Raw genomic sequence first — 23,833 nt, 5'->3', positions numbered from 1 at the left:
AGCGGGGCGGTCACCCCGTTTTCGCTTCGGGTGAACGGTGGAATATTCAGCCGAAGTGCGCAGGCGCCCCTTGGCTGACGTGCAGCGTCTGGCCGGTGATGTGGCGGGCGGCCGGCGTGGTGAGGAACAGCGTCAGTCGCGTGATCTCCGCGGCCACGGGCGGTGGAGTGGTCGACAGACCCTCGTATCCGGGCTCGGAGGTGCGGCCCGCGGCCACCGCGTTCACGGTGATTCCACGGGTGCCGAAGTAGTCGGACTGCGCTGCGGTCCAGTCCGAAACGGCGGCCTTGACGGCGGCCTCGGCGCTGCCGTCGCGCGGGTGCTCGGGAATCACGGTGACGATTGAGCCGCCGGAACGGAGATGGTCACCGAGGATCTGGACGGTCAGCACCGCCGACACGGCCGTCGCATCCAGAGCGTTGCGCCACGCCGTGGCCAGGTCCGTAAGCGAGTAGGTGCGCGGGTCGCCGGCATCCCAGCGGGGGGCAGGCACATTGACGATCGTGTCCAGGTGATGCGGGAACTGGCCGCGGGTTTGCTCGAGACTGGCCGGGTCGGTGTTGTCGAACACGATGGCGTCGACGTCGAGTTCCTTGGCGGCGACCTCGAGGTCGTCGCGGCGAGCGCCCGCGATCACGACGTGGTGGCCGGCATCACGGAAGCCCTCCGCGATCGTGCGTCCCAGATCGGTGTCGCCGCCGGTGACAAGCACCTCCATCGCCATGACCTCCTGCCTTGTTCGACGCTGAACCAGCGAGTACGCGTCATGTTACTGGACAGTAGCTAGGGGGCGAAACTCGGCGCGCGTACGACTCGGCAACAGTTCGGCCAACCTGCCATAGGGTCTTGATCTGTGGGGCTGCCTCGCTGGATTTACGTCCCCGCCGCGTTGGGGGCGATGTTCGTGGTGGTGCCCTTGATCGCCGTGGCTGCCAAGGTTGACTGGCCGCACTTCTGGTCCCTGATCAGCAGCCAGTCGTCCACCACGGCGCTCGTGCTGAGCCTCAAGACCGCGGCCGCCAGCACCGCGCTGTGCCTGCTGTTCGGGGTGCCGATGGCGCTGGTGCTGGCCCGCAGTAACGCCCGAGTGGTCCGGATGGCCAGGCCGTTGATCCTTCTGCCGCTGGTGCTGCCTCCCGTCGTGGGTGGAATCGCGTTGCTGTACGCGTTCGGCCGGCTGGGACTGATCGGCCAGTACCTCAACGCCGCCGGTATCCAAATCGCGTTCACCACAACGGCGGTGGTGCTGGCTCAGACTTTCGTGTCGCTGCCGTTTCTGGTGATTGCGCTCGAGGGCGCGGCACGTACGGCGGGAGCCGATTACGAAGTGGTGGCGGCGACGCTCGGTGCGCGGCCGACGGCGGTGTGGTGGCGAGTGACGTTGCCGCTCTTGGCTCCTGGACTCATCTCGGGTGCGGTGTTGGCGTTCGCCCGGTCGCTGGGGGAGTTCGGGGCGACGTTGACCTTCGCAGGATCCCGTGCAGGCGTCACCCGCACCCTGCCGCTGGAGATCTACTTGCAGCGCGAAAGCGACGCGGACGCCGCGGTCGCGTTGTCGCTGCTGCTCGTCGCGGTCGCGGCGGTGGTCGTGGTGGGCATCGGTATGCGCCGGATGCGAGGTGCCGATGCCTGGTAGCTCGCGATGACGGGCGTAGCGCTGCGTGCGGTCGTCGAAAGCCGAGGGGTGGATGTCGAATTCGACGTCGGCCCAGGCGAAGTGCTCGCCGTGCTCGGACCGAACGGTGCAGGCAAGTCGACGGTGCTGCACATCATCGCGGGTCTGGTGCGGCCGGACAGCGGCACCGTGCGCGTCGGTGAGCGGGTGCTGACCGACACTTCGGCCAACGTCCATGTCGGCACCCACGCCCGCCGCGTGGGCCTGCTGATGCAGGAGCCGCTGCTGTTTCCGCATCTGAGCGTCGTCGCCAATGTGGCGTTCTCCCCGCGTAGTTCGCGCGCGGCAGCGGCGCAATGGCTGGCCGAGGTGGACGCTGCCGACCTCGCCGATCGGATGCCGCGTCAGCTCTCAGGAGGGCAGGCCCAACGGGTCGCGCTGGCCCGCGCGCTGGCCGCCGAACCCGACGTGTTGCTTCTCGACGAGCCGCTAGCCGGCCTCGACGTTGGTGCCGCCACCGCGATGCGCACCGTGTTACGGCAGGTGCTGGTTCGTGACGGTCGCTGCGCGGTGCTCATCACCCACGACCTGCTCGATGTGCTGACCTTGGCGGACCGGGTGCTGGTGCTGGAGTCGGGCTGTATAGCCGAAAGCGGTTCCACTGCAAGCATTTTGGCCGCACCGCGCAGCCCGTTCGGCGCTCGGATCGCCGGCGTCAATCTGGTCAGCGGCACCGCGGACGCCGACGGCGTGCTCGCCACGCGATGGGGCTCTGTGTGGCACGGCAACCCGGGCCCCGATGTGTCGGTCGGCGCGTCGGCAGTGGCGGTGTTCAGCCCGGCGGCCGTCGCCGTCTACCGGGACAAACCGCACGGCAGCCCCCGTAACACCGTCGAGGTGGTGGTAGCCGAACTCGACAGCCGTGGGCCGGCGATCCGCGTGCGCGCCGAGGAGCAGCCCGACGGCGCGCCGGGCCTTGCCGCGGATATCACCGCCGAGTCGGCGGCGGAGATGCGGTTGGCGCCCGGCGACCATGTTTTCTTCTCGGTGAAGGCGCAGGAGGTCGCCGTCCATCCGAGCCCGTAACGGCCGTCATCGCATCGGCGATCATAGGTCTAGATCGACTGAGAACCACCTGGGGGAGAAGCGCTCCGACGACCTCGCGCGACGCGCGGGGGTCTTTTCATGCCAGCAATCGTGAGCAATGGGGTCTTCCATTACCTACGCTGCACACAGCAACTTCTCAGTTGAGCACTTTTTGAGCAACTCGCACTTGCGTCACGGGCGTAACACGGTAGTTTCTTCCACATGGATCAGCCGGACGCGATATCTGAACACCGCAAGGGCCTCTCGAAGACGCTCGCGATCGCGGCGCTGACCAGTGCCACCGTTGTGGCGCTGTCGCTGCCGACGGTGGCGAACGCCGACCCAGAGCCGACGCCGCCGCCTCCACCCCCGGGTAACACGTTCTTAGAGGGCCCGCCGGTGGATCCGAACGCGCCGCCACCGCCACCTGCCGACCCGAACGCGCCTGTGGCAGACCCGAATGCGCCGGCTCCGCCGCCACCGCCGGAGCCAGGTCGCGTCAACAATGCCGCGGGCGGTTTCAGCTACGTGGTACCGGCGGGCTGGAAGGTGGCCGACGCCACTTCGCTGTCCTACGGCCAGGCTTTGTTGACGAAGATCCCGCCGGAGGGCGCGCAGCCGCCGAACGACACCAGCGTGCTGCTGGGCCGGCTGGACCTAAAGCTGTTCGCGGGCGCGGAGACTGACAACACCAAGGCGGCTCAGCGACTGGCCTCCGATATGGGTGAATTCTTCATGCCGTTCCCCGGCACGCGGGTCAACCAGGAGACCGTGCCGCTGAGTGCGGGCGACATGACGGGTGTCGCCTCCTATTACGAGGTGAAGTTCACCGACACCAATAAGCCCACCGGTCAAATCTGGGCCGGCGTGATCGGCACACCGACTCAGCCGGGCACACCGCGCGGCCAGCGAGCCCCCGAGCGCTGGTTCGTCGTCTGGCTCGGTACGGCGAACAACCCGGTGCCCAAGCCGGAGGCCGTCACCTTGACGCAGTCCATCCGCCCGTGGACGGCACCACCGCCTCCGCCACCGGACCCGAACGCACCGCCACCCCCCGCGGGAGGCACGAACGTGCCCGGTCAGAACCCCAACGTCGGCGTGCCTGTTCCGGTCGACCCGAACAGCGTTCCGCCAGGGATGATGCCGCCGGGCTAAGGGCTAACCGCGGGTCGGGCCTACGGGCCCACCCACGGGGGCTGGCCATTCAGATCGTTGGCGTTGACTATGAAGCAGGGAAGGCTTCCGCCGAACCCCAGGACGCCGACGGTTTGGCAGCGCTGGAAGCTCCCGTCGGGCGCAATGGGTCCGTCGCAGATCTGGCCGCCGCCCCATGGCGTCCAGCCAGACTGACATCCGGCGTGTGCCGGTGACGCGAATGCGATCCCACTGGCTGCCAGGCCTGCAACTGCCAGGGCGACAAGTGCTTTCATCCCTTCACCTTCTTCGTCGCGGTACCGGTTTCTGATCACCGGTACGTAGCCCGTCGCGGCGCGTCACCCCCGGCGGCGGGGCCGCGTTACTTACAGGTTATGCCCTCGTGATCGGTTAGGAATCCGGGTTTTCCCTAACGCAGAACATGCCCAAACATCGTGCGGGCGGGCGGGTTACGGGCGCGCGGGCGGCGCCGCCACGCTGACCTGCAGAAATATTGACGTTCATGATCATTCTGGCAATCCGGCCGTTACTCTCGTCCGGTATACCAAGGGGCGGTCCAGCGGCCGCTGGGCTCGGCCAGCTAGAGGCAGGAGAACCTTGATGGACGTGATTGCGGCGACCGAATTCCTCGCTCGCTCCACCACACTGACGAGCGTCGGGTGGATCGGCTACATCATCATCGGCGCCATCGCGGGGTGGATCGCCGGAAAGATTGTCAAGGGCGGCGGGTCGGGCATCTTGATGAACATCGTCATCGGAATCATCGGCGCGTTGATCGGTGGGTTCCTGCTGAGCTTCTGGTTCGACACGGCGGAAGGCGGATGGTGGTTCACGCTTTTCACCGCGATCCTCGGGTCGGTGATCCTGCTGTGGGTCGTCGGGTTGGTGCAGCGAAAGTCATAGCGGCCGCGTAATTCTGGGCGGGCTGCCACGATAGGGAGATGGCCGCCCGAACAATGACCGCATGGCGGGTCCGCCGGCCGGGCCCGATGCGCACCAAGCCGCTGGACCGCGTCCGCGTCGATGTGCCGCAGCCAGGACCCGGTGAACTTCTGGTCGCCGTACGCGCATGCGGTGTATGCCGGACGGATCTCCATGTCGCCGAAGGTGACCTGCCCGTGCACCGGCCCGATGTCGTCCCCGGCCACGAGGTCGTCGCTGAGGTGGTCGCGACGGGGCCGGACGCCGACGGGGACTTCGCTGTCGGTGATCGCGTCGGTATCGCGTGGCTTCGCCATACCTGCGGCCAGTGCACGTATTGCGTGCGCGGGCAGGAGAATCTCTGCCCGCAATCGCTGTACACCGGATGGGACGCCGACGGTGGATACGCCGAGTTTGCCACGGTGCCAGCAGCTTTCGCGCATCATCTGCCGTCTGGTTACTCGGACAGTGAGCTTGCTCCGTTGTTGTGTGCGGGCATCATCGGGTACCGGTCGCTGCTGCGAGCCGAGCTGCCCGCGGGAGGACGGCTGGGCATCTACGGCTTCGGCGGCAGTGCACATCTGACCGCTCAGGTGGCACTGGCGCTGGGAGCGGAGGTGCACGTGATGACTCGTGGTGAGCAGGCGCGAGAGCTGGCCCTGGCGTTGGGCGCGGCCTCCGCGCAAGGCGCGGCGGACCGTCCACCCGTCGCGCTCGACGCTGCGATCCTGTTCGCACCCGTTGGCGATCTCGTATTGCCCGCGCTGGAGGCGCTCGACCGTGGCGGCACACTGGCGATTGCGGGCATCCATCTGAGCGACATACCGGCGTTGAACTACCAACGCCATCTGTTCCAGGAACGTCAGGTGCGCTCGGTGACATCGAACACCCGCAACGATGCCCGCGAGTTTCTGGCCTTTGCAGGCCAGCATCACCTTGAGGTGACCACCCCGGAGTATCCGCTCGACCGAGCCGACGAGGCGCTGACTGATCTCGGCGCCGGCCGGATCGCCGGTGCGGCCGTACTCTTGGTCTAGAGTTCGGCGAGCGCGGCGCCCAGCCGTCCGGCCAAATCGCCGCGGCCGTACCGATATAGGGGTCCGCTGCCGTCGGACAGCAGTCGGCGCAGCCGAGCCATTCCCCGCGCGCTCACGGGTCGAGGGGAGTGCAGCCGCAGCGTGATCTTTTCGATCAGCCCCGCGGCGCCCGCAATGTTGTTGGCGTGCACCGGAATCCGCGGTGAAAGCGGGACAGCGCCCGCGTCGGCGTCCTGCACGGCCCGACGCAGCGTCCGCGCGACGGCTTCACGCTCTGCCGTCGACGTCAGCCGCGCCTGATGAACGGCCAGCGCGCTGCCGGCCGGGGCCGGAACGCCGAGGGCAAGCTGATGGTCGAGTTCGGCGGCGCGCAACCATGCGACGAGACGCGCGGCCAGCGAGGCGCGGACCGTGGCGTCTCTGCGCACTGCGTCGTGTGTGGCGGAAAGGACGTCGCGCGAAATGTCGTTGTCGGTCATCGTCATCTACCTCTTACCGCTGGATCGCCGCTTCAATTTCGTGACTATCTAACACGTTATACCGGTCATGCATGACCAGTCAAATTGATTTACCAGTCACCACGGCGTACGCTCGGGGCATGACTCGCTGGCCCGGCGACGACGAGCCCAAGCCAGCGCCTGAACCGTTGATAGTGGTCCAGGCACTGGTCAACACCGTCGAACGACCCGACGGAGCCGACCGGCTCGCCGATCCCTCTGACGCTCGGCCGTGGCTGGTCGACAACAACCTGCTGGCGCCGCGGGCCCCGTTGACGGATGGCGACCTCGAATTCGTCCGGGCTGTACGCGAGGCGCTACGTGCGATGTTGGTACACAACGCGGGCGGCCCGCCACCGAATAAAGCGGCGCTGGCCGCCTTGAGAACGGTCGCGCAGAGCGGCACCGCCCGTGCAGGCGTTGACGATCACGGCGAGGTGCGCATCGCAGCCGACGGCGATTCGGTGCGCGATCGACTGGTCGAACTGCTGCTGATCGTTCGCGACTCCCAGCGCGACGGCAGCTGGGCCCGCCTCAAGGCGTGCGCGAACGACGAATGCCAGTGGGCCTTCTACGACCGTTCCCGCAACCACGGCGGTACGTGGTGCGAGATGGCCGCGTGCGGAAACAAGCTGAAAAACCGGGAGTTTCGCGCACGACGCAAGGCGGCGTCCCCGGGTTAGGTCGACAAGTGCCAGACCAGGGCGGCAGCCAGTGCGCCAAGCCCGTTCAGCGACCAGTGCAGCGCGATCGGTGCGATCAGGCTGCCGCTACGGCGACGCAGCCAGGTGAAGACGAAGCCCGCAACCCCTGTCGCCGCCACGGCGAGCACCACGCCGGCCACGGTGCCGAGCACTCCGCCGCCGAACAGCCGGGTGAAGCCGACGTTGCTGCTGGTCAGACCCAACGACGTGGCGATGTGCCAGAGCCCGAACAGCAGCGAACCCCCGGCTGCCACGCCACGAAAACCCCACGCACGATTCAGCGCACCGTGCAGCACGCCGCGGAACGCGAGTTCCTCCGGAATCACCGTCTGCAGCGGGATGATGATCATCGACGCGATCAGCGCACCCGAGACCGTCGCATAGTTGTTGTTCATGAACATCGGCCGGGTCCAGGGCAGCAGCGCGCCGATCGCGATCACCGACACCACCACACCGACGGCGGCCAGGGCGTAACCGGCGCCGGACTTCCAATGCTCGCGGCTCAAACCCAGCTCGGCCCAGCCCAGTCCGCGTGAGCGCACCAGGATGAGCAGCAAGACCGCTGCCGCCGGCACGGTCGCAACGCTGGCCCACGGGGTCGTGAAATGCGCGATCAGGTTGGTGATCGCGAGCACCACCACAACCACGGCGATGTCGACGTATGTGCGGAAGTGATGCAGGGCAGCGAGCTGGCCCACCACGGGGTGCGGCGCGACCGCTTGTTCAGACATTGCAGGCCAGTTTACCGGCGATTCAACCGCCGTCACTGAGCGTGTCCTTAAGGTTTCGGATCCGCGCGGAAGTCGGCATCCCATGTCCAGCCCGAAACCGCGGGGTCGTCTTCGCCGTGCTCACGGGTGTAGCGGCGCGCGGCCAGCCGGGCGTCCAGCATTCGCTGCCGCAGCAGTGCGGCTTTGTTGGCCAGACCTTCGACGCGGTCGATGACGTCGACGACGAGGTGAAAGCGGTCGAGGTCGTTGAGCATCACCATGTCGAACGGTGTGGTCGTGGTGCCGCGTTCCTTGAATCCGCGCACGTGCAACTGGGCGTGGTTGGTCCGGCGGTAGGTCAGCCGGTGAATCAGCCAGGGGTAGCCGTGATACGCGAATATCACCGGCTTGCCCGTGGTGAACAGGGCGTCGAACTCGTGGTCGGACAACCCGTGCGGATGTTCGGCGTCGGGCTGCAACCGCATGATGTCGACGACGTTTATCACCCGCACCGCCAGATCGGGCAGCTCCCTGCGCAGGATGTCGGCGGCCGCCAGCGTTTCCAGCGTCGGGATGTCTCCCGCGCAGGCCAGCACGACGTCGGGTTCGCCGCCGGCACTGCTGGCCCATTCCCAGATTCCCAGCCCGCGTGTGCAGTGGGCGATCGCGTCATCCATGTCCAGATAGGTCAGCGCGGGTTGCTTGCCCGCGACGATGACGTTGACGTAGTCGCGGCTGCGCAGGCAGTGATCGGCGACCGACAGCAGCGTGTTCGCGTCCGGCGGTAGGTAGACCCGCACGACCTCGGGTCGCTTGTTGGCGACGTGGTCGATGAAACCCGGGTCCTGATGTGACGCGCCGTTGTGGTCCTGACGCCAAACATGGGATGTCAGAAGATAATTCAGCGATGCAATCGGGCGTCGCCACGGCAGCTCGCGGTTGCGGGTCAGCCACTTGGCGTGCTGGTTGAGCATCGAGTCGACGATGTGCACGAACGCCTCGTAGCAGTTGAACAAGCCGTGCCTGCCGGTGAGCAGGTAGCCCTCGAGCCAGCCCTGGCACAGGTGCTCGCTCAACACCTCCATCACACGACCCTCGGGCGCGAGGTTCTCGTCGTCGGGCTCGATCTCGGCGAGCCACGCCTTGTCCGTCGACTCGAACACCGCGGAGAGCCGGTTGGACGCGGTCTCGTCGGGACCCATCAGGCGGAACCGGTCGGGGTTGTCGATGATGACGTCACGCAGGAACGTCCCGAGCACCTTGGTGGCTTCGGCGGTTTCGGTGGCTGGCTGATCCACCGGCACCGCGTACTCGGTGAAGTCGGGCAGGTCCAGATCGCGCAGCAGAAGGCCGCCGTTGGCGTGCGGGTTCGCGCTCATCCTGCGCTGCCCGCTGGGGGCCAGCGCGCGAAGCTCCGGCCTGAGCGCGCCGTCCTGGTCGAACAGCTCCTCGGGCCGGTAGCTGCGCAACCACGTCTCCAGCAGCGCCATGTGCTCGCGGTTGGTGTGGGTCTCGGACAGCGGAACCTGATGCGAGCGCCACGTGCCCTCGACCTTCTTGCCGTCCACCACCTTGGGCCCGGTCCAGCCTTTCGGGGTGCGCATGATGATCATCGGCCACAGCGGACGGCCATTCTCGCCGTCGAGGCGCGCCGCACGCTGGATCGCGGCGATCTGGTCGAAGGCCTCGTCGAGCGCGGTCGCCAATTGCTGGTGCACGTTGGCCGGGTCGTCACCGGCGACGGTGATCGGACGGTAGCCGTAGCCGTAGAACAGCGATTCGAGTTCTTCTTGCGGAATGCGGGCCAACACCGTCGGATTGGCGATCTTGTAGCCGTTCAGATGCAGGATCGGCAACACGGCGCCGTCGGTGACCGGGTCGAGGAATTTGTTGGAGTGCCAGCTCGCCGCGAGCGGGCCGGTCTCGGCCTCGCCGTCGCCAACCACGCAGGCGACGACTAGATCAGGGTTGTCGAAGGCCGCACCGTATGCGTGTACCAGCGCGTAGCCGAGTTCGCCGCCCTCATGGATCGAGCCCGGCGTCTCGGCGGCGACATGGCTGGGCACGCCACCGGGAAAAGAGAACTGCCGGAACAACTTTCGCAAGCCCTCTGCATCCTCGTCGATGCCCGAATACACCTCGGTGTAGGTGCCCTCGAGGTAGGCGTTGGCTACCAGGCCCGGTCCGCCGTGGCCGGGGCCGGTGATGTAGATGACGTTGACGTCGCGGTCGCAAATGATGCGGTTGAGGTGGGCGTACAACAGGTTGAGGCCCGGTGTGGTGCCCCAGTGGCCGAGCAGTCGCGGTTTGATGTGCTCGGGCGCCAGCGGCTCACGCAGTAGGGGGTTGTCCAGCAGGTAGATCTGTCCGACCGAGAGATAGTTCGCCGCGCGCCAGTACGCGTCGAGCAGCGACAGTTCTTGATCGGACAGCGTCGGGGAAAGTGCCGCTTCGTTTACCGGACTGGTCATCTGCACCATCATCGTCTCGCCGGGTGAACAACGCGTGAGGGCCTTGTACCCGAATCGTCAAGGCCTAAGCACTAGCCTGACGGTCGTGCTGGGATTCGCGCTGCCGCAGTTCGGAAGATCCGCCCATGGCGATCTGGCGAGCTTCGCGTCAACGGCCGAACAACTCGGTGCTGACAGTTTTTGGGTCGGCGACCGGTTACTGGCCGCGGTCAATCCGACGGTCGGCTACGGCGGGAAGGACACCATTCCCGAGCAGTTCCGCACGTGCCTGGATCCGTTCGTCGCGCTGACCGTCGCGGCGGCGGCGACGTCTAGGGTCCAGCTGGGCACCAGCGTGCTCGTCGCGCCCTGGTATCCGCCCGTCCAGCTGGCTAGGCAGCTGACCAGCATTGACGTAATCAGCCGCGGCCGGCTATTGACGGGATTCGGTATCGGTTGGTCGCCGGAGGAGTTTCAGGCCGCGGGGGCGCCGTTCCAGGCCCGCGGCGCGCAGCTCGATGAGCTGCTGGACGCGCTAGACGCGCTGTGGACAACGAACCCCGTGGCTCACGACGGTGCGCGATGGTCGATCCCGGAGTCGTGGGTCGACCTCAAGCCCATACAGCGACCACGCCCGCCGATCTATCTCGGTGCCTTCACACCGCCTGGGCTCAAACGGGTTGGCGAACGCGCCGACGGTTGGATGGCCGGTATCCAGGTGTCCGGCAAGTTGCACGTCAAACTTCTCGACGCGCAGCGTCAGGCGATCGACGACGCGGCCCGCGCCGCCGGGCGGGACCCCGCAGCCATCCATACCTACGTCCGGATCAACGTCGGGGAACGGACCCCCCTCGAGCAAGTCGCAGAGACGCTATCGGTGTTGTCTGACAACGGGTATCCCGACGCTTTCGTCGATCTGATGTATGTGGCGACAGGGCTCGACGGCTGCCTCGAGTGGGTGGAACGGCTGCTGGCCCGATGACCGGAGGACTGCTTAGGCCGCTGCGGGTGCTCGATGTTGGCGGCGCCGAATCCGACGGGGTGAGCCGGCTGTTCGCCGATCTCGGCGCCGACGTGCTCAAGGTTGAGCCGCCCGGCGGCAGCTCCGCACGTGGGGGCCTTCCGAGCGTCGCCGGCGTCAGCATTCCGTTCGCGCTGCACAACGCCAACAAGCGAGGGACGGTTCTCAACCCCTGGAGTGCCGCGGACCGCGACCGGCTGATCGAGCTGGCGGGCACCGCAGACATCGTGGTGGACAGCGGCAACCTGCCCATGTTCGCAACGTCGTGCAGGGAGCTTTCCGAGCGATTTGGTCATCTTGTCGCGCTGTCGGTCACCGACTTCGGCACCTCGGGCCCATACGCGTCGTGGCGAGCCACGGACCCGGTGCTGTACGCGTTGTCGACGGCCCTGTCGCGCACCGGTCCGACGGCAGGCACCCCGGTGCTGCCGCCCGATGGCGTGGCGTCGGCGACGGCAGCGGTGCAGGCCGCATGGGCGGCGTTGGCCGCCTACTATCACCGGTTACGTTATGGCAGAGGCGATTACATCGACTTCTCCCGATTCGAGGCGGTCGTCCAGTCGCTCGATCCGCCTTTCGGCTCTGAGGGGCAGGCGGCCGTCGGTTTGAAGCGGTCCGGCGAACTATGGCGCGGCAGGCCGAGAAACCAGCAGATCTACCCGATATTTCCGTGCCAGGACGGCTATGTCCGGATCTGCCTGCTGTCCGTGCGCCAGTGGCACGGGATGCGGGCGTGGCTCGGTGAGCCCGAGCAGTTCGCCGACCCGAAATTCGAGACGATCGCGGCGCGCTACGCCGCATCGCGGGAGCTCAACGCCGCAATCGCTGACATGTTCGCGCCGCAGACGATGGGCGACTTGGTGGCTGAGGGGCAACGCCGCGGGGTGCCGATCGCGGCCGTCCTCACCCCGGCAGAGGCGTTGGCCAGCGACCATTTTCGCGCCGTCGGCGCGCTCACCGACAGCGAGATCGCACCGGGGGTTCGCGTGCCGATACCCGTCGGCCCGTTTGTGGTGGGCGGACGCCATATCGGGTATACCGACGCTGCCCCGGCGGTCGGCGCCGGCGAATCGACCTGGGCCACACCGTCATCGGCCAAGGCCGGTGCGGAGGGGGCATCGGTGGGGAGCCGGCCGTTTGACGGTATGCGGATCCTGGATCTCGGCGTCATTGTGGCAGGCGGGGAACTGGGCCGGCTATTCGCCGACATGGGCGCCGAAGTCATCAAGATCGAGAGCGCCGCTTATCCCGACGGGCTGCGCCAGACGCCGCCCGGACAGGCGATGAGCCGGTCGTGGGCGCTGACGCACCGCAACGAGTACAGCCTCGGCCTTGACCTCAGGCACCCGTCAGGCGCCGATGTCTTTTCGCGGTTGGTCGCCGGCGCGGATGCTGTGTTCGCCAACTTCAAACCGGGAACGCTTGCCTCGCTTGGCTTTACATACGAGCGGTTGCGTGAATTGAATCCCCGCATCGTGCTCGCGGAGAGCAGCGCGTTCGGATCGACCGGTCCGTGGAGCGCGCGGATGGGTTACGGCCCGCTCGTTCGTGCGACCACCGGTGTCACCCGGCTATGGACCTCGGCCGACGCCGAGCCGGGCACCTTCTATGACGCGACGACGATTTTCCCAGACCACGTGGTGGCACGCATCACCGCGATCGCCGCGCTGGCCGCGATCATCGGACGTGACCACGCCGAATCCGGTGCGCACGTGCACATCTCGCAGGCCGAAGCGGCGGTCAACCAACTCGCCACGGCATATGTCGCCGAAGCCGCCCGCGATGCAGGCCTTGCGGTAGCCGACGATACGGCCATGCACACCGTCTATCCGTGCGCCGGAGACGACGAATGGTGTGTCATCTCGGTGCGATCCGACGCCGACCGCAAGGCTCTGGCGGCGGTCACCGGTGGCATAGACGTGTCCGAGTGGACAAGCGCACGCGACAACGCGGAAGTCGCACGGCTGCTGCAGCGGGCGGGGGTGCCGGCCGCGCCGATGAACCGTGCCGTCGACGTGCTGGCCGACCCGCAGATCAGCCATCGAAAGCTGTTCAGCGACATGGTGCATCCGATGTTCGACGTGCCGATGCCGAGCGAGCGGTCGCCCGCGCCGTATACGAACATCCCGCCCGCCGAGCTTCGGCCGGCACCGATGCCGGGCGAGCACACCCGGGAGATCTGCCAGAAGGTCCTCGCAATGGACGCTGAGGAAATCGACCGGCTGGTCGCCGACGGCGTCCTGTTCACCCAGCAAGGGAGGTCATGATGGCACGACTGTTCATCGGCGGACAGTTCCGCACGGCCGACAAGGTCGAGCCGGTGATCGAGGCCGCCACCGGCGAGCCGCTCGGTGACGGTTCGGCCGCGACGGAGTCCGAAATCGATGACGCCGTGGCCGCTGCGGTCGCGGCACTGGACGGCTGGCGCTCGGCTCCGGCGAGTGAGCGGGCCGACGTACTGAACCGGTTCGCCGACGCGCTCCAGTCGCGTGCCGCGCAGACCAACGAGCTCTGCACGCGTGAGAACGGAATGCCGATCAGGCTGTCCCGGGGCGCGAACGGCGTCTTTCCCGCAACCCTGCTGCGCTACTACGCCGACATGATCACCAGGGCCGAAGACGAGGAGATCAGGCCCAGCATGATCGGGCACACCATCGTGCGACGAGAACCCGTCGGCGTGGTCGGCGCCATCACGCCGTGGAACTACCCACAGGCGCTCGCGGCGATGAAGATCGCTCCCGCGCTCGCCGCGGGGTGCACGATGGTGCTCAAGGGCCCCCGAAACAGCTTTGGACGCATTGGTTTTCGGTGAGGCCGCTGCCGAGGCGGGACTGCCGCACGGGGTGCTCAACATCGTGGCGGGCGGACCGACGGCAGGCGCGCACCTCGTCCAGCATCCGGGTGTCGACAAGGTGGCGTTCACGGGTTCGACTGCAGCTGGCCGGCTGATAGGCGAGATGTGCGGCAGGCTGATGCGGCCTGTCACGCTGGAGCTTGGCGGCAAGTCGGCGGCGATCGTGCTCGACGACGCGGATCTGGAGTCCACTGTACGGGGGCTGAAGTCGGCCTCGTTCGTCAACAACGGCCAGACGTGCTACCTCAATTCGCGCATCCTGGCGCCACGCTCGCGCTACGACGAGGTCGTCGACGCGGTCGCCGCACTGGCCGATGGCCTGACCATCGGCGATCCGCTGGAGAAATCCACTGATATCGGTCCGCTGGTGAGTTCCCGACAGCGGGAGCGGGTGCTGAACTACATCGACATCGGCAAGGCCGAAGGTGCCAAACTCGTTGCGGGTGGGTCAGTTCCGGCAGACCAACCGCGCGGCTGGTTCGTCGCACCCACGGTTTTCGCCAACGTCGACAACTCCGCCCGCATCGCGCAGGAGGAAGTCTTCGGACCCGTGCTGACCGTCATTCCGTACGACACCGATCGTGACGCGATCGACATTGCCAACGACAGCGAGTTCGGCCTTGGTGGATCCGTGTGGTCTGCCGACATCGAACGCGCCACCGACATCGCCCGGTCGGTGCGTACCGGCACCATCGGCGTAAACGACTACCAGATGGACATCGCGGCGCCGTTCGGTGGAGTGAAGGCCAGCGGCATCGGTCGCGAAGTCGGGCCGGAGGGGCTGGCGGCGTATCAGACCCTCAAGTCCATCTACCGCGTCGGCCCGTCAAACTAGAACCATGCCTATCGACCCCAGGACACCGGTGCTCGTCGGCTACGGCCAGGTGAACCAGCACGACGACCATCCCGGGGTGGAGCCGGTTGACCTGATGGTCGCGGCCGCCAGGGCCGCGGCGGACCCGCGGGTGCTCGAAGCCGTCGACTCGGTCCGGGTGGTCAACCTGCTGTCCTGGCGCTACCGCGACCCGGGCCTGCTGCTGGCGCAACGCATCCGTGCCAGCGACGCCGCCACCCGCTACAGCGGCGTCGGCGGCAACGTGCCGCAGACGCTGGTCAACCAGGCGTGCCTGGACATCCAGGCCGGCCGCTCCGACGTGGTGCTGATCGCCGGAGCCGAAACCTGGCGGACCCGAACGAGATTGCGCGCCAGCGGAACCAAACCCGATTGGACGAGCCAGGACGAATCGGTGCCGATGGCCCCTGGAGCCGACGAGGGCGTGCCGATGGCCGGTCCGGCCGAGATCCGCATCAAGCTGGACAGGCCTGCCTACGTGTACCCGATGTTCGAACAGGCGCTGCGGATCGCCGCAGGCGAGTCTGCCGATCAGCACCGGCGCCGGATCGGCGAGTTGTGGTCACAGTTCAGTGCCGTGGCCGTCAACAATCCGCACGCGTGGAACCGAAACCCGTTGGCACCACACCAGATCTGGCAGCCGACGCCGGCCAACCGGATGATCAGCTGGCCCTATACCAAGCTGATGAACTCGAACAACATGGTCGACCAGGGTGCGGCATTGGTCCTGATGTCGGCCGACAAGGCGACCTATCTCCAGATCCCCTCGGACCGTTGGGTTTTCCCGTATGCGGGCACCGACGCCCACGACACATACGCAATCGGGGAACGGGCCGAGTTCTACCGGTCGCCTGCCATCCGGATCGCGGGGGAGCGGGCGCTGCAACTGGCCGAAGCGAGTATCGACGATATCGAGCTGATCGACGTCTATTCGTGCTTCCCCTCGGCGGTGCAGGTGGCCGCCAACGAGCTGGGGTTGCCGGTCGGCGATCCGCGCCGGCCACTGACCGTCACCGGCGGCCTGACGTTCGCCGGCGGGCCGTGGAACAACTACGTCACTCACTCGATCGCCACGATGGCCGAGCGTTTGGTGGCCAACCCCGGCCGGCGCGGGCTCGTCACCGCCAACGGCGGATATCTGACCAAACACAGTTTCGGCATCTACGGCACCGAGCCGCCCGGGCACGAATTCCGTTGGGAAGACGTCCAATCCGCAGTCGACCTTGAACCGACACGCGCCGCGGTCGTCGAATGGACGGGGGTCGGCACCGTCGAATCGTGGACGACGCCGTTCAACCGCGGCGGAACGGCGGAGAAGGCGTTCCTCGCCGTGCGAACGCCCGAGGACGCCCGCGTGCTCGCGGTGATCCCTGAGCCGTCGGAAGCCGAAGCCACGGTCCGCGACGACATCGCGGGAGCCAAGGTCGCGGTCAACGCCGACGGCACGGCGACCTTGCTCTAGACCAGATCGGCCAGCAGGCCGTCGACACGCTGTCGCACCACAACCTCCGTGCCGGGCCCGACGATCGCATGCACGCGATCGGCCTCGACGGCGTCGAGCGCGGCTTCCGCGACGACCGCCGGCGGAATCGCGCCGGCTGGCATCCCACCGGCGCCGTCGGGCGTCGCGGCCGCACCGGGACGAACCAGTTTCGCCGAGTTGGCCCCCAGCGGTGTATCCACCAGGCCCGGGCACAGCACCGTCGCGCCCAGTTGCGCCGAGACCGAGCGCAATTCGATGTTGAGCGTCTCCGTGAGGCCCACGACCGCATGCATCGTGGCGTTGTACGGCGCAAGCGAGGGCAGTGGCATGAGACCACCGGCCGAAGCGGTGTTCAGGAAGTGCCCCGAACCCTGGGCGATGAACAGGGGCGCGAAGGTGCGTACACCGTTCACGACACCCATCAGCTTCACGTCGATCAGCCACCGCCAGGTCTCGGGCCGCTGTTGCCATGTCGGCGACTGTTCGCACACCACCCCGGCGTTATTGCAGACCAGGTCGACCCGGCCGAACCGTTCCAGCGTGGCATCCGCCACGGCGTCGAGGTCGGCGTCGACGCTGACATCCGCCTGCACTCCGGCGGCTGTGCCGCGCTGACCGGACAGCGCGTCGACAGCGACGGGGATCGCGTTCTCGCGAATGTCGGCGAGCATCACGTTCACCCCGCGACGGACCAGCAGGTCCGCGAGCGCGAAGCCGATGCCGCTTGTCCCACCGGTCACCACGGCGACCCGGCCCGCTTCGATCTTCATCGCGTAACCGTAACGCCGTGCCTAAGGGGCGTTGGCCGGCACGTCGGTGTACTGCGGTGTGAATCCCTCAGCTGAGAAGGTGAAGCCCTTGCCGCTCGCCTCGCTCAGACAGGACACCCCGGACTCCTGCACATTGCATCGGAAACCGGCCGCCGCGAGGATCCGGTTGAACGGCAAGACATTTGCAGGCCCCGGCAGCATTGAGAACTCCGGCTGCTCCAGCGTGACGAACTGCGGATCACCCTGGCTTGCGACGGCGAGTGCGTTCGCAGAGTCCGGTTCACCGCGCACGCCCAGCCCCGATTGCCAATTGCTCGCCGCCTGACAGCCGGCCTTGCTCCGCGTGAGAATCGCGCACCGCCACTTGCCGCTTGGTGTCGTGAAGTAGTAGCCGGTGATGTCCGTCATGTGCCCGACGTAGTCGAATGCGTCGACGAGATGGGCATTGCTGGCCGGAGTGGAGGACGGCGGCGCGGCGGTTGCGCTCGCCGTTGGCGCGGGCTCACCGGTGTTGATGATCGGTTCGTCAGAGCAGCCCGCCGCCAACAGGGCGAGCGCTACCACCGCCGCGATTCGGCTCAAGCGGCATCCAAGGGTGTGCGGGACTGGATCATCGCCTTGATGTCGTCGAGTCCCTCCCAGATGTTGACGTTCATTCCGGCGAGCACATGGTCGTCGGCGTCGAGCCAAAAAGCAGTGAACTCGCGTGCGTCGACGTCGCCGCGGAACACCACCTTGTCGTACTGGGGCGCGTGCCCCACATACTCCATGCCGAGGTCGTACTGATCGGTGAAGAAGTAGGGGAGTTCGGCGTATTCGGCCGGCTTGCCGAGCATGCCGGCCACCGCGACCGCGGGCTGCTTGAGGGCGTTGGCCCAGTGCTCGGTGCGGATCCGGGTTTCGAACAGCGGATGCTCGGCCGCGGCGATGTCGCCGACGGCGAAGATGTCGGCATCGCTGGTGCGCAGCGACGAATCGACAAGCACGCCGCCGTCGCCCATCGCCAGCCCGGCCTGTTCGGCGAGCGCGGTGTTGGGTGCCGCGCCGACAGCGACCAGGACGGCGTCAGCGTCGACGGTGGAACCGTCGCCCAGCTTGAGACCGGTGGCCTTGCCGTCTGCCGTCGTGATTTCCTGCACGGTCGCGTTCAGGCGCAGGTCCACGCCGTGTTCGCGGTGCAGCGTGGCGAACACCTCGCCGACTTCCCGGCCGAGGGCGGCCATCAGCGGCAGCTCGGCCGTTTCGACGACCGTCACGTTGACGCCGCGGTCCCGGGCGCCCGCCGCGATTTCCAGCCCGATCCAGCCGGCGCCGACGATCGCCAGTGAAGCGCCTTCGACCAGAATGGAATTGAGCGCCTCGGCGTCGTCGATGGTGCGCAGGTAATGCACGCCGTCGGCGTCGGCGCCGGGAATCGGCGGCCGGCGTGGCTGCGAGCCGGTCGCGAGCAGCAGCTTGTCGTACCGCACCGTGCTGCCGTCGGGGAGCGCGACGGTGTGGGCGGCCGGGTCGACCGCCGATACCTCGGTGCCGAGCTGCAGCTCGACGTGGTGGTCGCGGTACCAGGAGGACGGGTTGACGGTGAACTCGTCGAGCGACTTCTTGCCGGCCAGGTATTCCTTGGACAGCGGTGGACGCTCGTAGGGCAGGCGTTCCTCGGCGGCAAACAAGACGATGTGCCCGTCAAAATCTTTGTCGCGCAATGCTTCTGCGGCCTTGGCGCCGGCGAGACCGCCGCCGACGATGGCGAATGTGGACGACGTTGTCATGTTGTCTCAGCGTACTCGCGATGGGGTTGGCCGTGTCCGCGTCAGCCGACTCGGGCTGCCAACAGCTCCTTGAGTTTGCACGCATTTCGGATGGCGTGGCCGCCAAGGTCGTTGTTGAAGTAGACCAGCACGCGCCGGCCGTCGCTGTGCCATTCGGAGACCCGGTCCGCCCACGTCTGCAATTCGTCGTCGGGGTAGGAACCCGCGTATATCGACTCCTGCGGCGGTCCGTGCATGCGGATATAGACAAGGTCGCTGGTCGCCCGCGGCACACAACGCAAACCTGCACCGCTCATCACCACATACGCGGCGCCGTGCCGTTCCAGGAGGCCGTACACAACGGGGTCGTCCCACGACACATGGCGCAGCTCCATCGCCACCGGAATCCAGTCCGGCATGACGGTCAGGAAATGGTCGAGCAGCGCGTCGTCACGTTCGATCGCCGGATGCAGCTGCACCAGAAGCGCTTCGCGACGCTCGCCGAGTGCTTTCCAACACCGCTCGAAGCGCTCCACCCACGGCTCCGGGTTCCGCAGTCGCCGGTAATGCGTAAGCCCGCGATGGGCCTTCACCGACATGGTGAAACCTTCGGGCAACCGCTCCCGCCATCCGGCGAAGGTGGCGTCCTTGGGCCAGCGGTAGAAGCTGGCGTTGAGTTCGACGGTGTCGAATTCCTCGGCGTAGCGGGCGAGACGCTTGGCCACCGGCAGCCCGGGCCGGTACAGCACATCGGCCCAGTGGTCGTACGACCACCCCGACGTGCCGATGCGAATCGTCACTGCGCCACCTTGTCGCGCAGTTCATCATCGAGCGACACCCGCACCAGATCGTCTGAAGCGCGTCCCACCTCGGCTGGCGTACCCGCGCTATTTCGGCGGCAAACTCTTCGCGTAGTCGACGCCGCGGCTCACCCACGCCTGCAGCTGCCGTTTGGTTTTGACGCCGTCAAGCGAGACCCGCAGCCAGCCACGCGTTTCGCGGCCGGCCATGACCATGGGTTCGACGTGGTCGCGGCTCAGCAGTTTCTCGGTTTCGGCTGGCGGCACCCGCACCATCAAGCCGCCGCGGCCGCTCGCGGCTACCGACATGTTGCCGTTGATCAGGAATGCCAGCCCGCCGAACATCCGCTTCTCCTCGACGCCGCGTTCGACGGCGACCAGTTCGCGGATCCGGTCGGCCAGGTCTTCGTCGTAGGCCATGTCAGGACGGTAGCGCCCGCCACCGACATTCGTCTGCGCTCAGGGTCGTGACCGATGAATCGATCACGACCCTGAGCGCAATTTCGAGGCCGGCCTTCTCAGGCTGCCGTGGTTGTCACGGCCTCCGTCGCGGGCACCAACGCTTGCGCGACGATCTCCGCCACGTCGGTCATCGGTTTGACCTCCAGTGACTCGAGCACTTCGGCCGGGACGTCGTCCAGGTCGGGCTCGTTGCGCTGCGGGATGAAAACTGTTGACAGCCCTGCCCGTTGCGCGGCCAGCAGCTTCTGCTTGACCCCACCGATCGGCAGCACGCGGCCGTTCAGCGTCACCTCACCGGTCATGCCGACGTCGGCGCGCACCTGGCGGCCGGTGGCCATCGACACCAGCGCGGTCACCATCGTCACGCCCGCCGACGGGCCGTCCTTGGGCACCGCGCCCGCAGGCACGTGGACGTGGATGCGCCTGTCCAATGCCTTCGGGTCGACACCCAACTCAGAAGCGTGCGAACGCACATACGACAGTGCGATCTGCGCGGACTCCTTCATCACGTCGCCGAGCTGGCCGGTCAGCTGCAGACCCGGCTCACCATCGGTGGCGCCGGCCTCGATGTAGAGCACATCTCCGCCGAGCCCCGTGACCGCCAGGCCCGTTGCGACACCCGGGACCGCCGTGCGTTCCGCCGACTCCGGCATGAACCGCGGACGGCCAAGGTAGTCAACGAGATCCGGCTCGTCGATGGTCAGCGGCTCAGGGTTCTCGGCCAGCCGAGTCGTCGCCTTGCGCAACGCCTTGGCCAGCAGCCGCTCGAACTGCCGCACCCCCGGCTCGCGGGTGTAGTCCGCTGCGATCTTGCGTAGCGCGTTCTCGGTCACCGTGACTTCGTCGGCCGTCAGCGCCGCCCTGTCCCGCTGCCGCGGCAGCAGGAAGTCGCGGGCGATGGCGACCTTGTCGTCGGCGGTGTAGCCGTCGATCTGCACCAGCTCCATCCGGTCCAGCAGCGCCGACGGGATGTTCTCGACCACGTTGGCGGTGGCCAGGAACACGACATCCGACAGGTCTAGATCCAGATCCAGGTAGTGGTCGCGGAACGTGTGGTTCTGCGCCGGGTCCAGGACCTCCAACAAGGCCGCTGACGGGTCGCCGCGGTAGTCGGAGCCCACCTTGTCGATCTCGTCGAGCAGCACGACCGGGTTCATCGAACCCGCCTCGCCGATGGCGCGCACGATCCGGCCGGGCAGCGCACCGACGTAGGTCCGTCGGTGGCCACGGATCTCGGCCTCGTCGCGCACGCCGCCGAGGGCGACGCGAACGAACTTGCGGCCCAAGGCCCGTGCCACGCTCTCGCCCAGGGACGTCTTGCCGACACCGGGCGGACCAGCCAGCACCATCACGGCGCCTGAACCGCGTCCACCCACGACCTGCAGACCGCGCTGAGCGCGACGCGCCCGAACGGCCAGGTATTCGACGATGCGATCCTTGACGTCCTCCAGCCCGTGGTGGTCCGCGTCGAGAATCTCCCGCGCCGACTTCAGATCGGTCGAGTCCTCGGTGCGCACGTTCCACGGCAGGTCCAGCACGGTGTCCAGCCAGGTGCGGATCCAACCGCCTTCCGGGCTCTGCTCGCTGGCGCGTTCCAGCTTGCCGACCTCGCGCAGTGCCGCCTCGCGAACCTTCTCGGGAAGATCGGCCGCCTCGATGCGGGTCCGGTAGTCGTCGGACCCGTCAGGCTCACCCTCGCCGAGCTCCTTGCGGATAGCCGCGAGCTGCTGGCGCAGCAGGAATTCCTTCTGCGTCTTCTCCATGCCCTCGCGGACGTCGTCGGCGATCTTGTCGTTGACCTCCACTTCGGCCAGGTGATCGCCCGTCCAGTCGATCAACGCGCGCAGCCGCTCGGCGACATCAGGGGTCTCCAGCAGTTGCCGCTTCTGCACCTGCGTCAGGTAGGACGCGTATCCGGCTGTGTCGGCCACCGCCGACGGATCGGTCAGCTGGTTGACGAAGTCGACGATCTGCCAGGCCTCCCGCCGCTGCAGGTATGCCAGCAGCAACTTCTTGTACTCGGCGGCCAGCGCGCGGGTCTCGTCGGTGGCCCCGGGCTCGGTCACCTCGGTCACCTCGACCCACAGCGCAGCGCCGGGACCGCTGGCGCCGGCGCCGATCTGGGCGCGGCCGTTGCCGCGCACTACCGCCGCGGTGCCGCTGCCACCGGCGACACGGCCGACCTGCACGATCGAGGCCAGCACGCCGTACGACGGGTACCGGTCATCGAGACGCGGTGCGATCAGCAGCTCGCCGGACTCGCTGGCCCGGGCGGCGTCAACAGCAGCACGTGCGGCGTCGTCCAGCTCGATGGGCACCACCATTCCGGGCAGCACGATCGAATCGCTCAAGAACAAGACCGGCACTGATTTGGCTTCAGCCATCAATCCTCCAAAGTTCAGTCAACTCGACTCAACCCTGGAGGTAGGTGGTTTGTTCCCGCTCCGCTGACGGCGAAAGGGCCAGGAAATGGCAGGGAGCCTGCCGTTCGGGGGTGTACGGCAGGCTCCCTGGTGTGGGTGGTTTGTTACGCGGTGTCTTGCGCGCCCAGCACCCGCTGGATGTCCGGCTTCATCTGCTGCAGCTGCTGTCCCCAGTAGCCCCATTGATGCGTGCCGTTCGGCGGGAAGTTGAACACGCCGTTCGTGCCACCCGCCGCGATGTAGTTGTCGCGGAACGTGATGTTGGTCCGCAGCGTGAACCCTTCCAGGAACTGCGCCGCCATCAGGTTGCCGCCCGAGGTGCCGGAGTCGAGCTCCGACGGGGTGCCGGTGCCGCAGTAGATCCAGATCCTGGTGTTGTTGGCGACCAGCTGGGCCATGTTCACCATCGGGTCGTTGCGCTTCCACGCCGGATCCGATGACGGGCCCCACATGCTCTCGGCGTTGTACTTGCCCGCGTCGTTCATCGCCAGCCCGATCAGCATCGGCCACCAGCCCTCAGAGGGGTTCAGGAAGCCCGACAGGGACGCGGCGTAGATGAACTTCTGCGGGTAGTAGATCGAGTACGTCAGCGAGGTGCTGCCGGCCATCGAGAGGCCGACGACCGCGTTGCCGGTCTGCGATACGCCCTTGTTGGCCTCCAGCCAAGCGGGAAGTTCCTGAGTCAGGAACGTCTCCCACTTATAGGTGTAGTCCTGGCCGTTGCCGCGCGAGGGCTGATACCAGTCGGTGTAGAAGCTTGACTGGCCGCCGACGGGCATCACGACCGACAGGCCCGACTGGTAATACCACTCGAATGCCGGCGTGTTGATGTCCCAGCCGTTGTAATCGTCCTGGGCGCGCAGGCCGTCGAGCAGATAGACCGCGTGCGGACCGCCGCCCTGGAACTGAATCCGGATGTTGCGATTCATCGCAGCCGAGAACACATCCAGATACTCGACGGGCAGACCCGGCCGGGAGAACGCACCAGCAGTCGCCGAACCCCCGACGAAGCCGATCAGCCCGGGCAGTGTCGCCGCTGCAACGGCGCTCACCGCCAGCCGGCGGAACCACTTACCTCGAAACTTCTCCATGAACTTCATAACGGCAACCAACCCACCTTTCATCACATGACACAAAGCAATTGCCGTTGCTTTCGTCCGTAATGAAACACGCGCAACCCGCGAGTGCCGCGACTCAACACTGTGTTGCGACGTCGCGGTTGGCTAACGATTCCGACTCGGCGC

20 protein-coding genes and 2 pseudogenes are annotated in these 23,833 nt (G+C 67.0%); 10 read left to right on the top strand and 12 right to left on the bottom strand.

Features of this window, described 5'->3' with window-relative positions; genetic code table 11:
- Window positions 1-46: 46 nt before the first annotated feature.
- A complete protein-coding gene (locus ACWW36_RS25135) occupies window positions 47-718 on the bottom strand; it encodes an SDR family oxidoreductase (RefSeq protein WP_456142616.1) in 672 nt (223 codons plus the stop codon).
- Between the two features lie 180 nt (window positions 719-898).
- Between ACWW36_RS25135 and ACWW36_RS25130 the strand changes: the two genes are divergently transcribed.
- The 3 genes from ACWW36_RS25130 (at window position 899) to ACWW36_RS25120 (ending at window position 3,856) form a co-directional block, all read left to right on the top strand.
- Window positions 899-1,636 carry an ABC transporter permease gene (locus tag ACWW36_RS25130; protein ID WP_456142615.1) on the top strand — a complete coding sequence of 246 codons (738 nt, stop codon included), beginning with the start codon at window positions 899-901 and terminating at the stop codon, window positions 1,634-1,636.
- Between the two features lie 6 nt (window positions 1,637-1,642).
- The gene (locus ACWW36_RS25125; RefSeq protein ID WP_456138656.1) at window positions 1,643-2,701 is read left to right on the top strand and encodes a sulfate/molybdate ABC transporter ATP-binding protein; all 1,059 of its coding nucleotides are present in this window, start codon (window positions 1,643-1,645) and stop codon (window positions 2,699-2,701) included.
- Window positions 2,702-2,923: 222 nt separating this feature from the next.
- Window positions 2,924-3,856, top strand: coding sequence for an alanine and proline-rich secreted protein Apa (locus tag ACWW36_RS25120; RefSeq protein WP_456138655.1), 933 nt, complete (start codon window positions 2,924-2,926; stop codon window positions 3,854-3,856).
- 20 nt (window positions 3,857-3,876) lie between these two features.
- Here ACWW36_RS25120 and ACWW36_RS25115 read toward each other — a convergent pair whose 3' ends face one another.
- Complete coding sequence (locus ACWW36_RS25115) at window positions 3,877-4,131, bottom strand: CDGP domain-containing protein (RefSeq protein ID WP_456138654.1); 255 nt, start codon at window positions 4,129-4,131, stop codon at window positions 3,877-3,879.
- A 325-nt stretch (window positions 4,132-4,456) separates the two neighbouring features.
- Here ACWW36_RS25115 and ACWW36_RS25110 point away from each other — a divergent pair, with 325 nt between their 5' ends.
- Both ACWW36_RS25110 and ACWW36_RS25105 read left to right on the top strand, forming a co-directional pair.
- Window positions 4,457-4,759, top strand: a complete 303-nt coding sequence (locus ACWW36_RS25110; protein ID WP_456138653.1) for a GlsB/YeaQ/YmgE family stress response membrane protein — start codon at window positions 4,457-4,459, stop codon at window positions 4,757-4,759.
- 38 nt (window positions 4,760-4,797) lie between these two features.
- Window positions 4,798-5,814, top strand: coding sequence for a zinc-binding alcohol dehydrogenase family protein (locus ACWW36_RS25105; RefSeq protein WP_456138652.1), 1,017 nt, complete (start codon window positions 4,798-4,800; stop codon window positions 5,812-5,814).
- Here ACWW36_RS25105 and ACWW36_RS25100 read toward each other — a convergent pair.
- Window positions 5,811-6,293 carry a hypothetical protein gene (locus ACWW36_RS25100; protein WP_456138651.1) on the bottom strand — a complete coding sequence of 161 codons (483 nt, stop codon included), beginning with the start codon at window positions 6,291-6,293 and terminating at the stop codon, window positions 5,811-5,813. The two genes, ACWW36_RS25105 and ACWW36_RS25100, sit on opposite strands and share 4 nt — an antisense overlap.
- 119 nt (window positions 6,294-6,412) lie before the next feature.
- Here ACWW36_RS25100 and ACWW36_RS25095 point away from each other — a divergent pair, with 119 nt between their 5' ends.
- A complete protein-coding gene (locus tag ACWW36_RS25095) occupies window positions 6,413-6,994 on the top strand; it encodes a CGNR zinc finger domain-containing protein (protein ID WP_456138650.1) in 582 nt (193 codons plus the stop codon).
- Here the strand turns inward: ACWW36_RS25095 and ACWW36_RS25090 are convergent.
- Both ACWW36_RS25090 and ACWW36_RS25085 read right to left on the bottom strand, forming a co-directional pair.
- On the bottom strand, window positions 6,991-7,746 hold the full coding sequence (locus ACWW36_RS25090) for a CPBP family intramembrane glutamic endopeptidase (RefSeq protein WP_456138649.1): 756 nt from the start codon (window positions 7,744-7,746) through the stop codon (window positions 6,991-6,993). The genes ACWW36_RS25095 and ACWW36_RS25090 overlap by 4 nt on opposite strands.
- Before the next feature lie 47 nt (window positions 7,747-7,793).
- Complete coding sequence (locus ACWW36_RS25085; RefSeq protein ID WP_456138648.1) at window positions 7,794-10,196, bottom strand: phosphoketolase family protein; 2,403 nt, start codon at window positions 10,194-10,196, stop codon at window positions 7,794-7,796.
- Between the two features lie 85 nt (window positions 10,197-10,281).
- On the opposite strand from ACWW36_RS25085, the gene ACWW36_RS25080 reads away from it, so the two are divergent.
- The 4 genes and pseudogenes from ACWW36_RS25080 (at window position 10,282) to ACWW36_RS25065 (ending at window position 16,365) form a co-directional block, all read left to right on the top strand.
- Window positions 10,282-11,157 (top strand): TIGR03619 family F420-dependent LLM class oxidoreductase, encoded by an 876-nt coding sequence (locus ACWW36_RS25080; RefSeq protein ID WP_456138647.1) that lies wholly within the window; start codon window positions 10,282-10,284, stop codon window positions 11,155-11,157.
- Window positions 11,154-13,463: a CoA transferase gene (locus ACWW36_RS25075; protein WP_456138646.1), complete on the top strand. Its 2,310-nt coding sequence runs from the start codon at window positions 11,154-11,156 to the stop codon at window positions 13,461-13,463. Before ACWW36_RS25080 ends, ACWW36_RS25075 begins: the two co-directional genes overlap by 4 nt.
- Window positions 13,460-14,885 (top strand): annotated as a pseudogene (locus tag ACWW36_RS25070) (aldehyde dehydrogenase). The gene ACWW36_RS25075 and the pseudogene ACWW36_RS25070 overlap by 4 nt, the downstream one beginning before the upstream one ends.
- A gap of 4 nt (window positions 14,886-14,889) precedes the next feature.
- Window positions 14,890-16,365 (top strand): acetyl-CoA acetyltransferase, encoded by a 1,476-nt coding sequence (locus ACWW36_RS25065; protein WP_456138645.1) that lies wholly within the window; start codon window positions 14,890-14,892, stop codon window positions 16,363-16,365.
- Here ACWW36_RS25065 and ACWW36_RS25060 read toward each other — a convergent pair.
- The 7 genes and pseudogenes from ACWW36_RS25060 to ACWW36_RS25030 form a co-directional block, all read right to left on the bottom strand.
- Window positions 16,362-17,156, bottom strand: coding sequence for an SDR family NAD(P)-dependent oxidoreductase (locus ACWW36_RS25060; protein ID WP_456138644.1), 795 nt, complete (start codon window positions 17,154-17,156; stop codon window positions 16,362-16,364). The two genes, ACWW36_RS25065 and ACWW36_RS25060, sit on opposite strands and share 4 nt — an antisense overlap.
- A 21-nt stretch (window positions 17,157-17,177) precedes the next feature.
- On the bottom strand, window positions 17,178-17,738 hold the full coding sequence (locus ACWW36_RS25055) for a hypothetical protein (RefSeq protein WP_456138643.1): 561 nt from the start codon (window positions 17,736-17,738) through the stop codon (window positions 17,178-17,180).
- The gene (locus ACWW36_RS25050; RefSeq protein WP_456138642.1) at window positions 17,735-18,925 is read right to left on the bottom strand and encodes an NAD(P)/FAD-dependent oxidoreductase; all 1,191 of its coding nucleotides are present in this window, start codon (window positions 18,923-18,925) and stop codon (window positions 17,735-17,737) included. Before ACWW36_RS25050 ends, ACWW36_RS25055 begins: the two co-directional genes overlap by 4 nt.
- Before the next feature lie 41 nt (window positions 18,926-18,966).
- A complete protein-coding gene (locus ACWW36_RS25045) occupies window positions 18,967-19,704 on the bottom strand; it encodes a DUF72 domain-containing protein (protein WP_456138641.1) in 738 nt (245 codons plus the stop codon).
- An 87-nt stretch (window positions 19,705-19,791) separates the two neighbouring features.
- Entirely contained in the window at window positions 19,792-20,124 is a 333-nt protein-coding gene (locus ACWW36_RS25040; protein ID WP_456138640.1) for a TfoX/Sxy family protein, read from the bottom strand.
- A gap of 98 nt (window positions 20,125-20,222) precedes the next feature.
- The gene (gene lon, locus ACWW36_RS25035; RefSeq protein ID WP_456138639.1) at window positions 20,223-22,550 is read right to left on the bottom strand and encodes an endopeptidase La; all 2,328 of its coding nucleotides are present in this window, start codon (window positions 22,548-22,550) and stop codon (window positions 20,223-20,225) included.
- 121 nt (window positions 22,551-22,671) lie between these two features.
- A pseudogene (locus ACWW36_RS25030) lies at window positions 22,672-23,689 on the bottom strand (esterase family protein); the annotation flags it as partial.
- Window positions 23,690-23,833: the final 144 nt, after the last annotated feature.

The sequence above is a fragment of the Mycobacterium sp. MMS18-G62 genome (genome assembly GCF_053877835.1).
Note: the sequence above shows the minus strand (reverse complement) of the source record. Positions and strands in the feature narration are given on the sequence as shown.

Coding starts and splice junctions, on each gene's coding strand:
- ACWW36_RS25120 (WP_456138655.1), top strand. CDS start 2,924: ATGGATCAGCCGGACGCGATATCTGAACACCGCAAGGGCCTCTCGAAG.
- ACWW36_RS25085 (WP_456138648.1), bottom strand. CDS start 10,196: ATGACCAGTCCGGTAAACGAAGCGGCACTTTCCCCGACGCTGTCCGAT.
- lon (WP_456138639.1), bottom strand. CDS start 22,550: ATGGCTGAAGCCAAATCAGTGCCGGTCTTGTTCTTGAGCGATTCGATC.
- ACWW36_RS25090 (WP_456138649.1), bottom strand. CDS start 7,746: ATGTCTGAACAAGCGGTCGCGCCGCACCCCGTGGTGGGCCAGCTCGCT.
- ACWW36_RS25075 (WP_456138646.1), top strand. CDS start 11,154: ATGACCGGAGGACTGCTTAGGCCGCTGCGGGTGCTCGATGTTGGCGGC.
- ACWW36_RS25065 (WP_456138645.1), top strand. CDS start 14,890: ATGCCTATCGACCCCAGGACACCGGTGCTCGTCGGCTACGGCCAGGTG.
- ACWW36_RS25060 (WP_456138644.1), bottom strand. CDS start 17,156: ATGAAGATCGAAGCGGGCCGGGTCGCCGTGGTGACCGGTGGGACAAGC.
- ACWW36_RS25050 (WP_456138642.1), bottom strand. CDS start 18,925: ATGACAACGTCGTCCACATTCGCCATCGTCGGCGGCGGTCTCGCCGGC.
- ACWW36_RS25115 (WP_456138654.1), bottom strand. CDS start 4,131: ATGAAAGCACTTGTCGCCCTGGCAGTTGCAGGCCTGGCAGCCAGTGGG.
- ACWW36_RS25110 (WP_456138653.1), top strand. CDS start 4,457: ATGGACGTGATTGCGGCGACCGAATTCCTCGCTCGCTCCACCACACTG.
- ACWW36_RS25125 (WP_456138656.1), top strand. CDS start 1,643: ATGACGGGCGTAGCGCTGCGTGCGGTCGTCGAAAGCCGAGGGGTGGAT.
- ACWW36_RS25095 (WP_456138650.1), top strand. CDS start 6,413: ATGACTCGCTGGCCCGGCGACGACGAGCCCAAGCCAGCGCCTGAACCG.
- ACWW36_RS25135 (WP_456142616.1), bottom strand. CDS start 718: ATGGAGGTGCTTGTCACCGGCGGCGACACCGATCTGGGACGCACGATC.
- ACWW36_RS25105 (WP_456138652.1), top strand. CDS start 4,798: ATGGCCGCCCGAACAATGACCGCATGGCGGGTCCGCCGGCCGGGCCCG.
- ACWW36_RS25130 (WP_456142615.1), top strand. CDS start 899: ATGTTCGTGGTGGTGCCCTTGATCGCCGTGGCTGCCAAGGTTGACTGG.
- ACWW36_RS25100 (WP_456138651.1), bottom strand. CDS start 6,293: ATGACCGACAACGACATTTCGCGCGACGTCCTTTCCGCCACACACGAC.
- ACWW36_RS25040 (WP_456138640.1), bottom strand. CDS start 20,124: ATGGCCTACGACGAAGACCTGGCCGACCGGATCCGCGAACTGGTCGCC.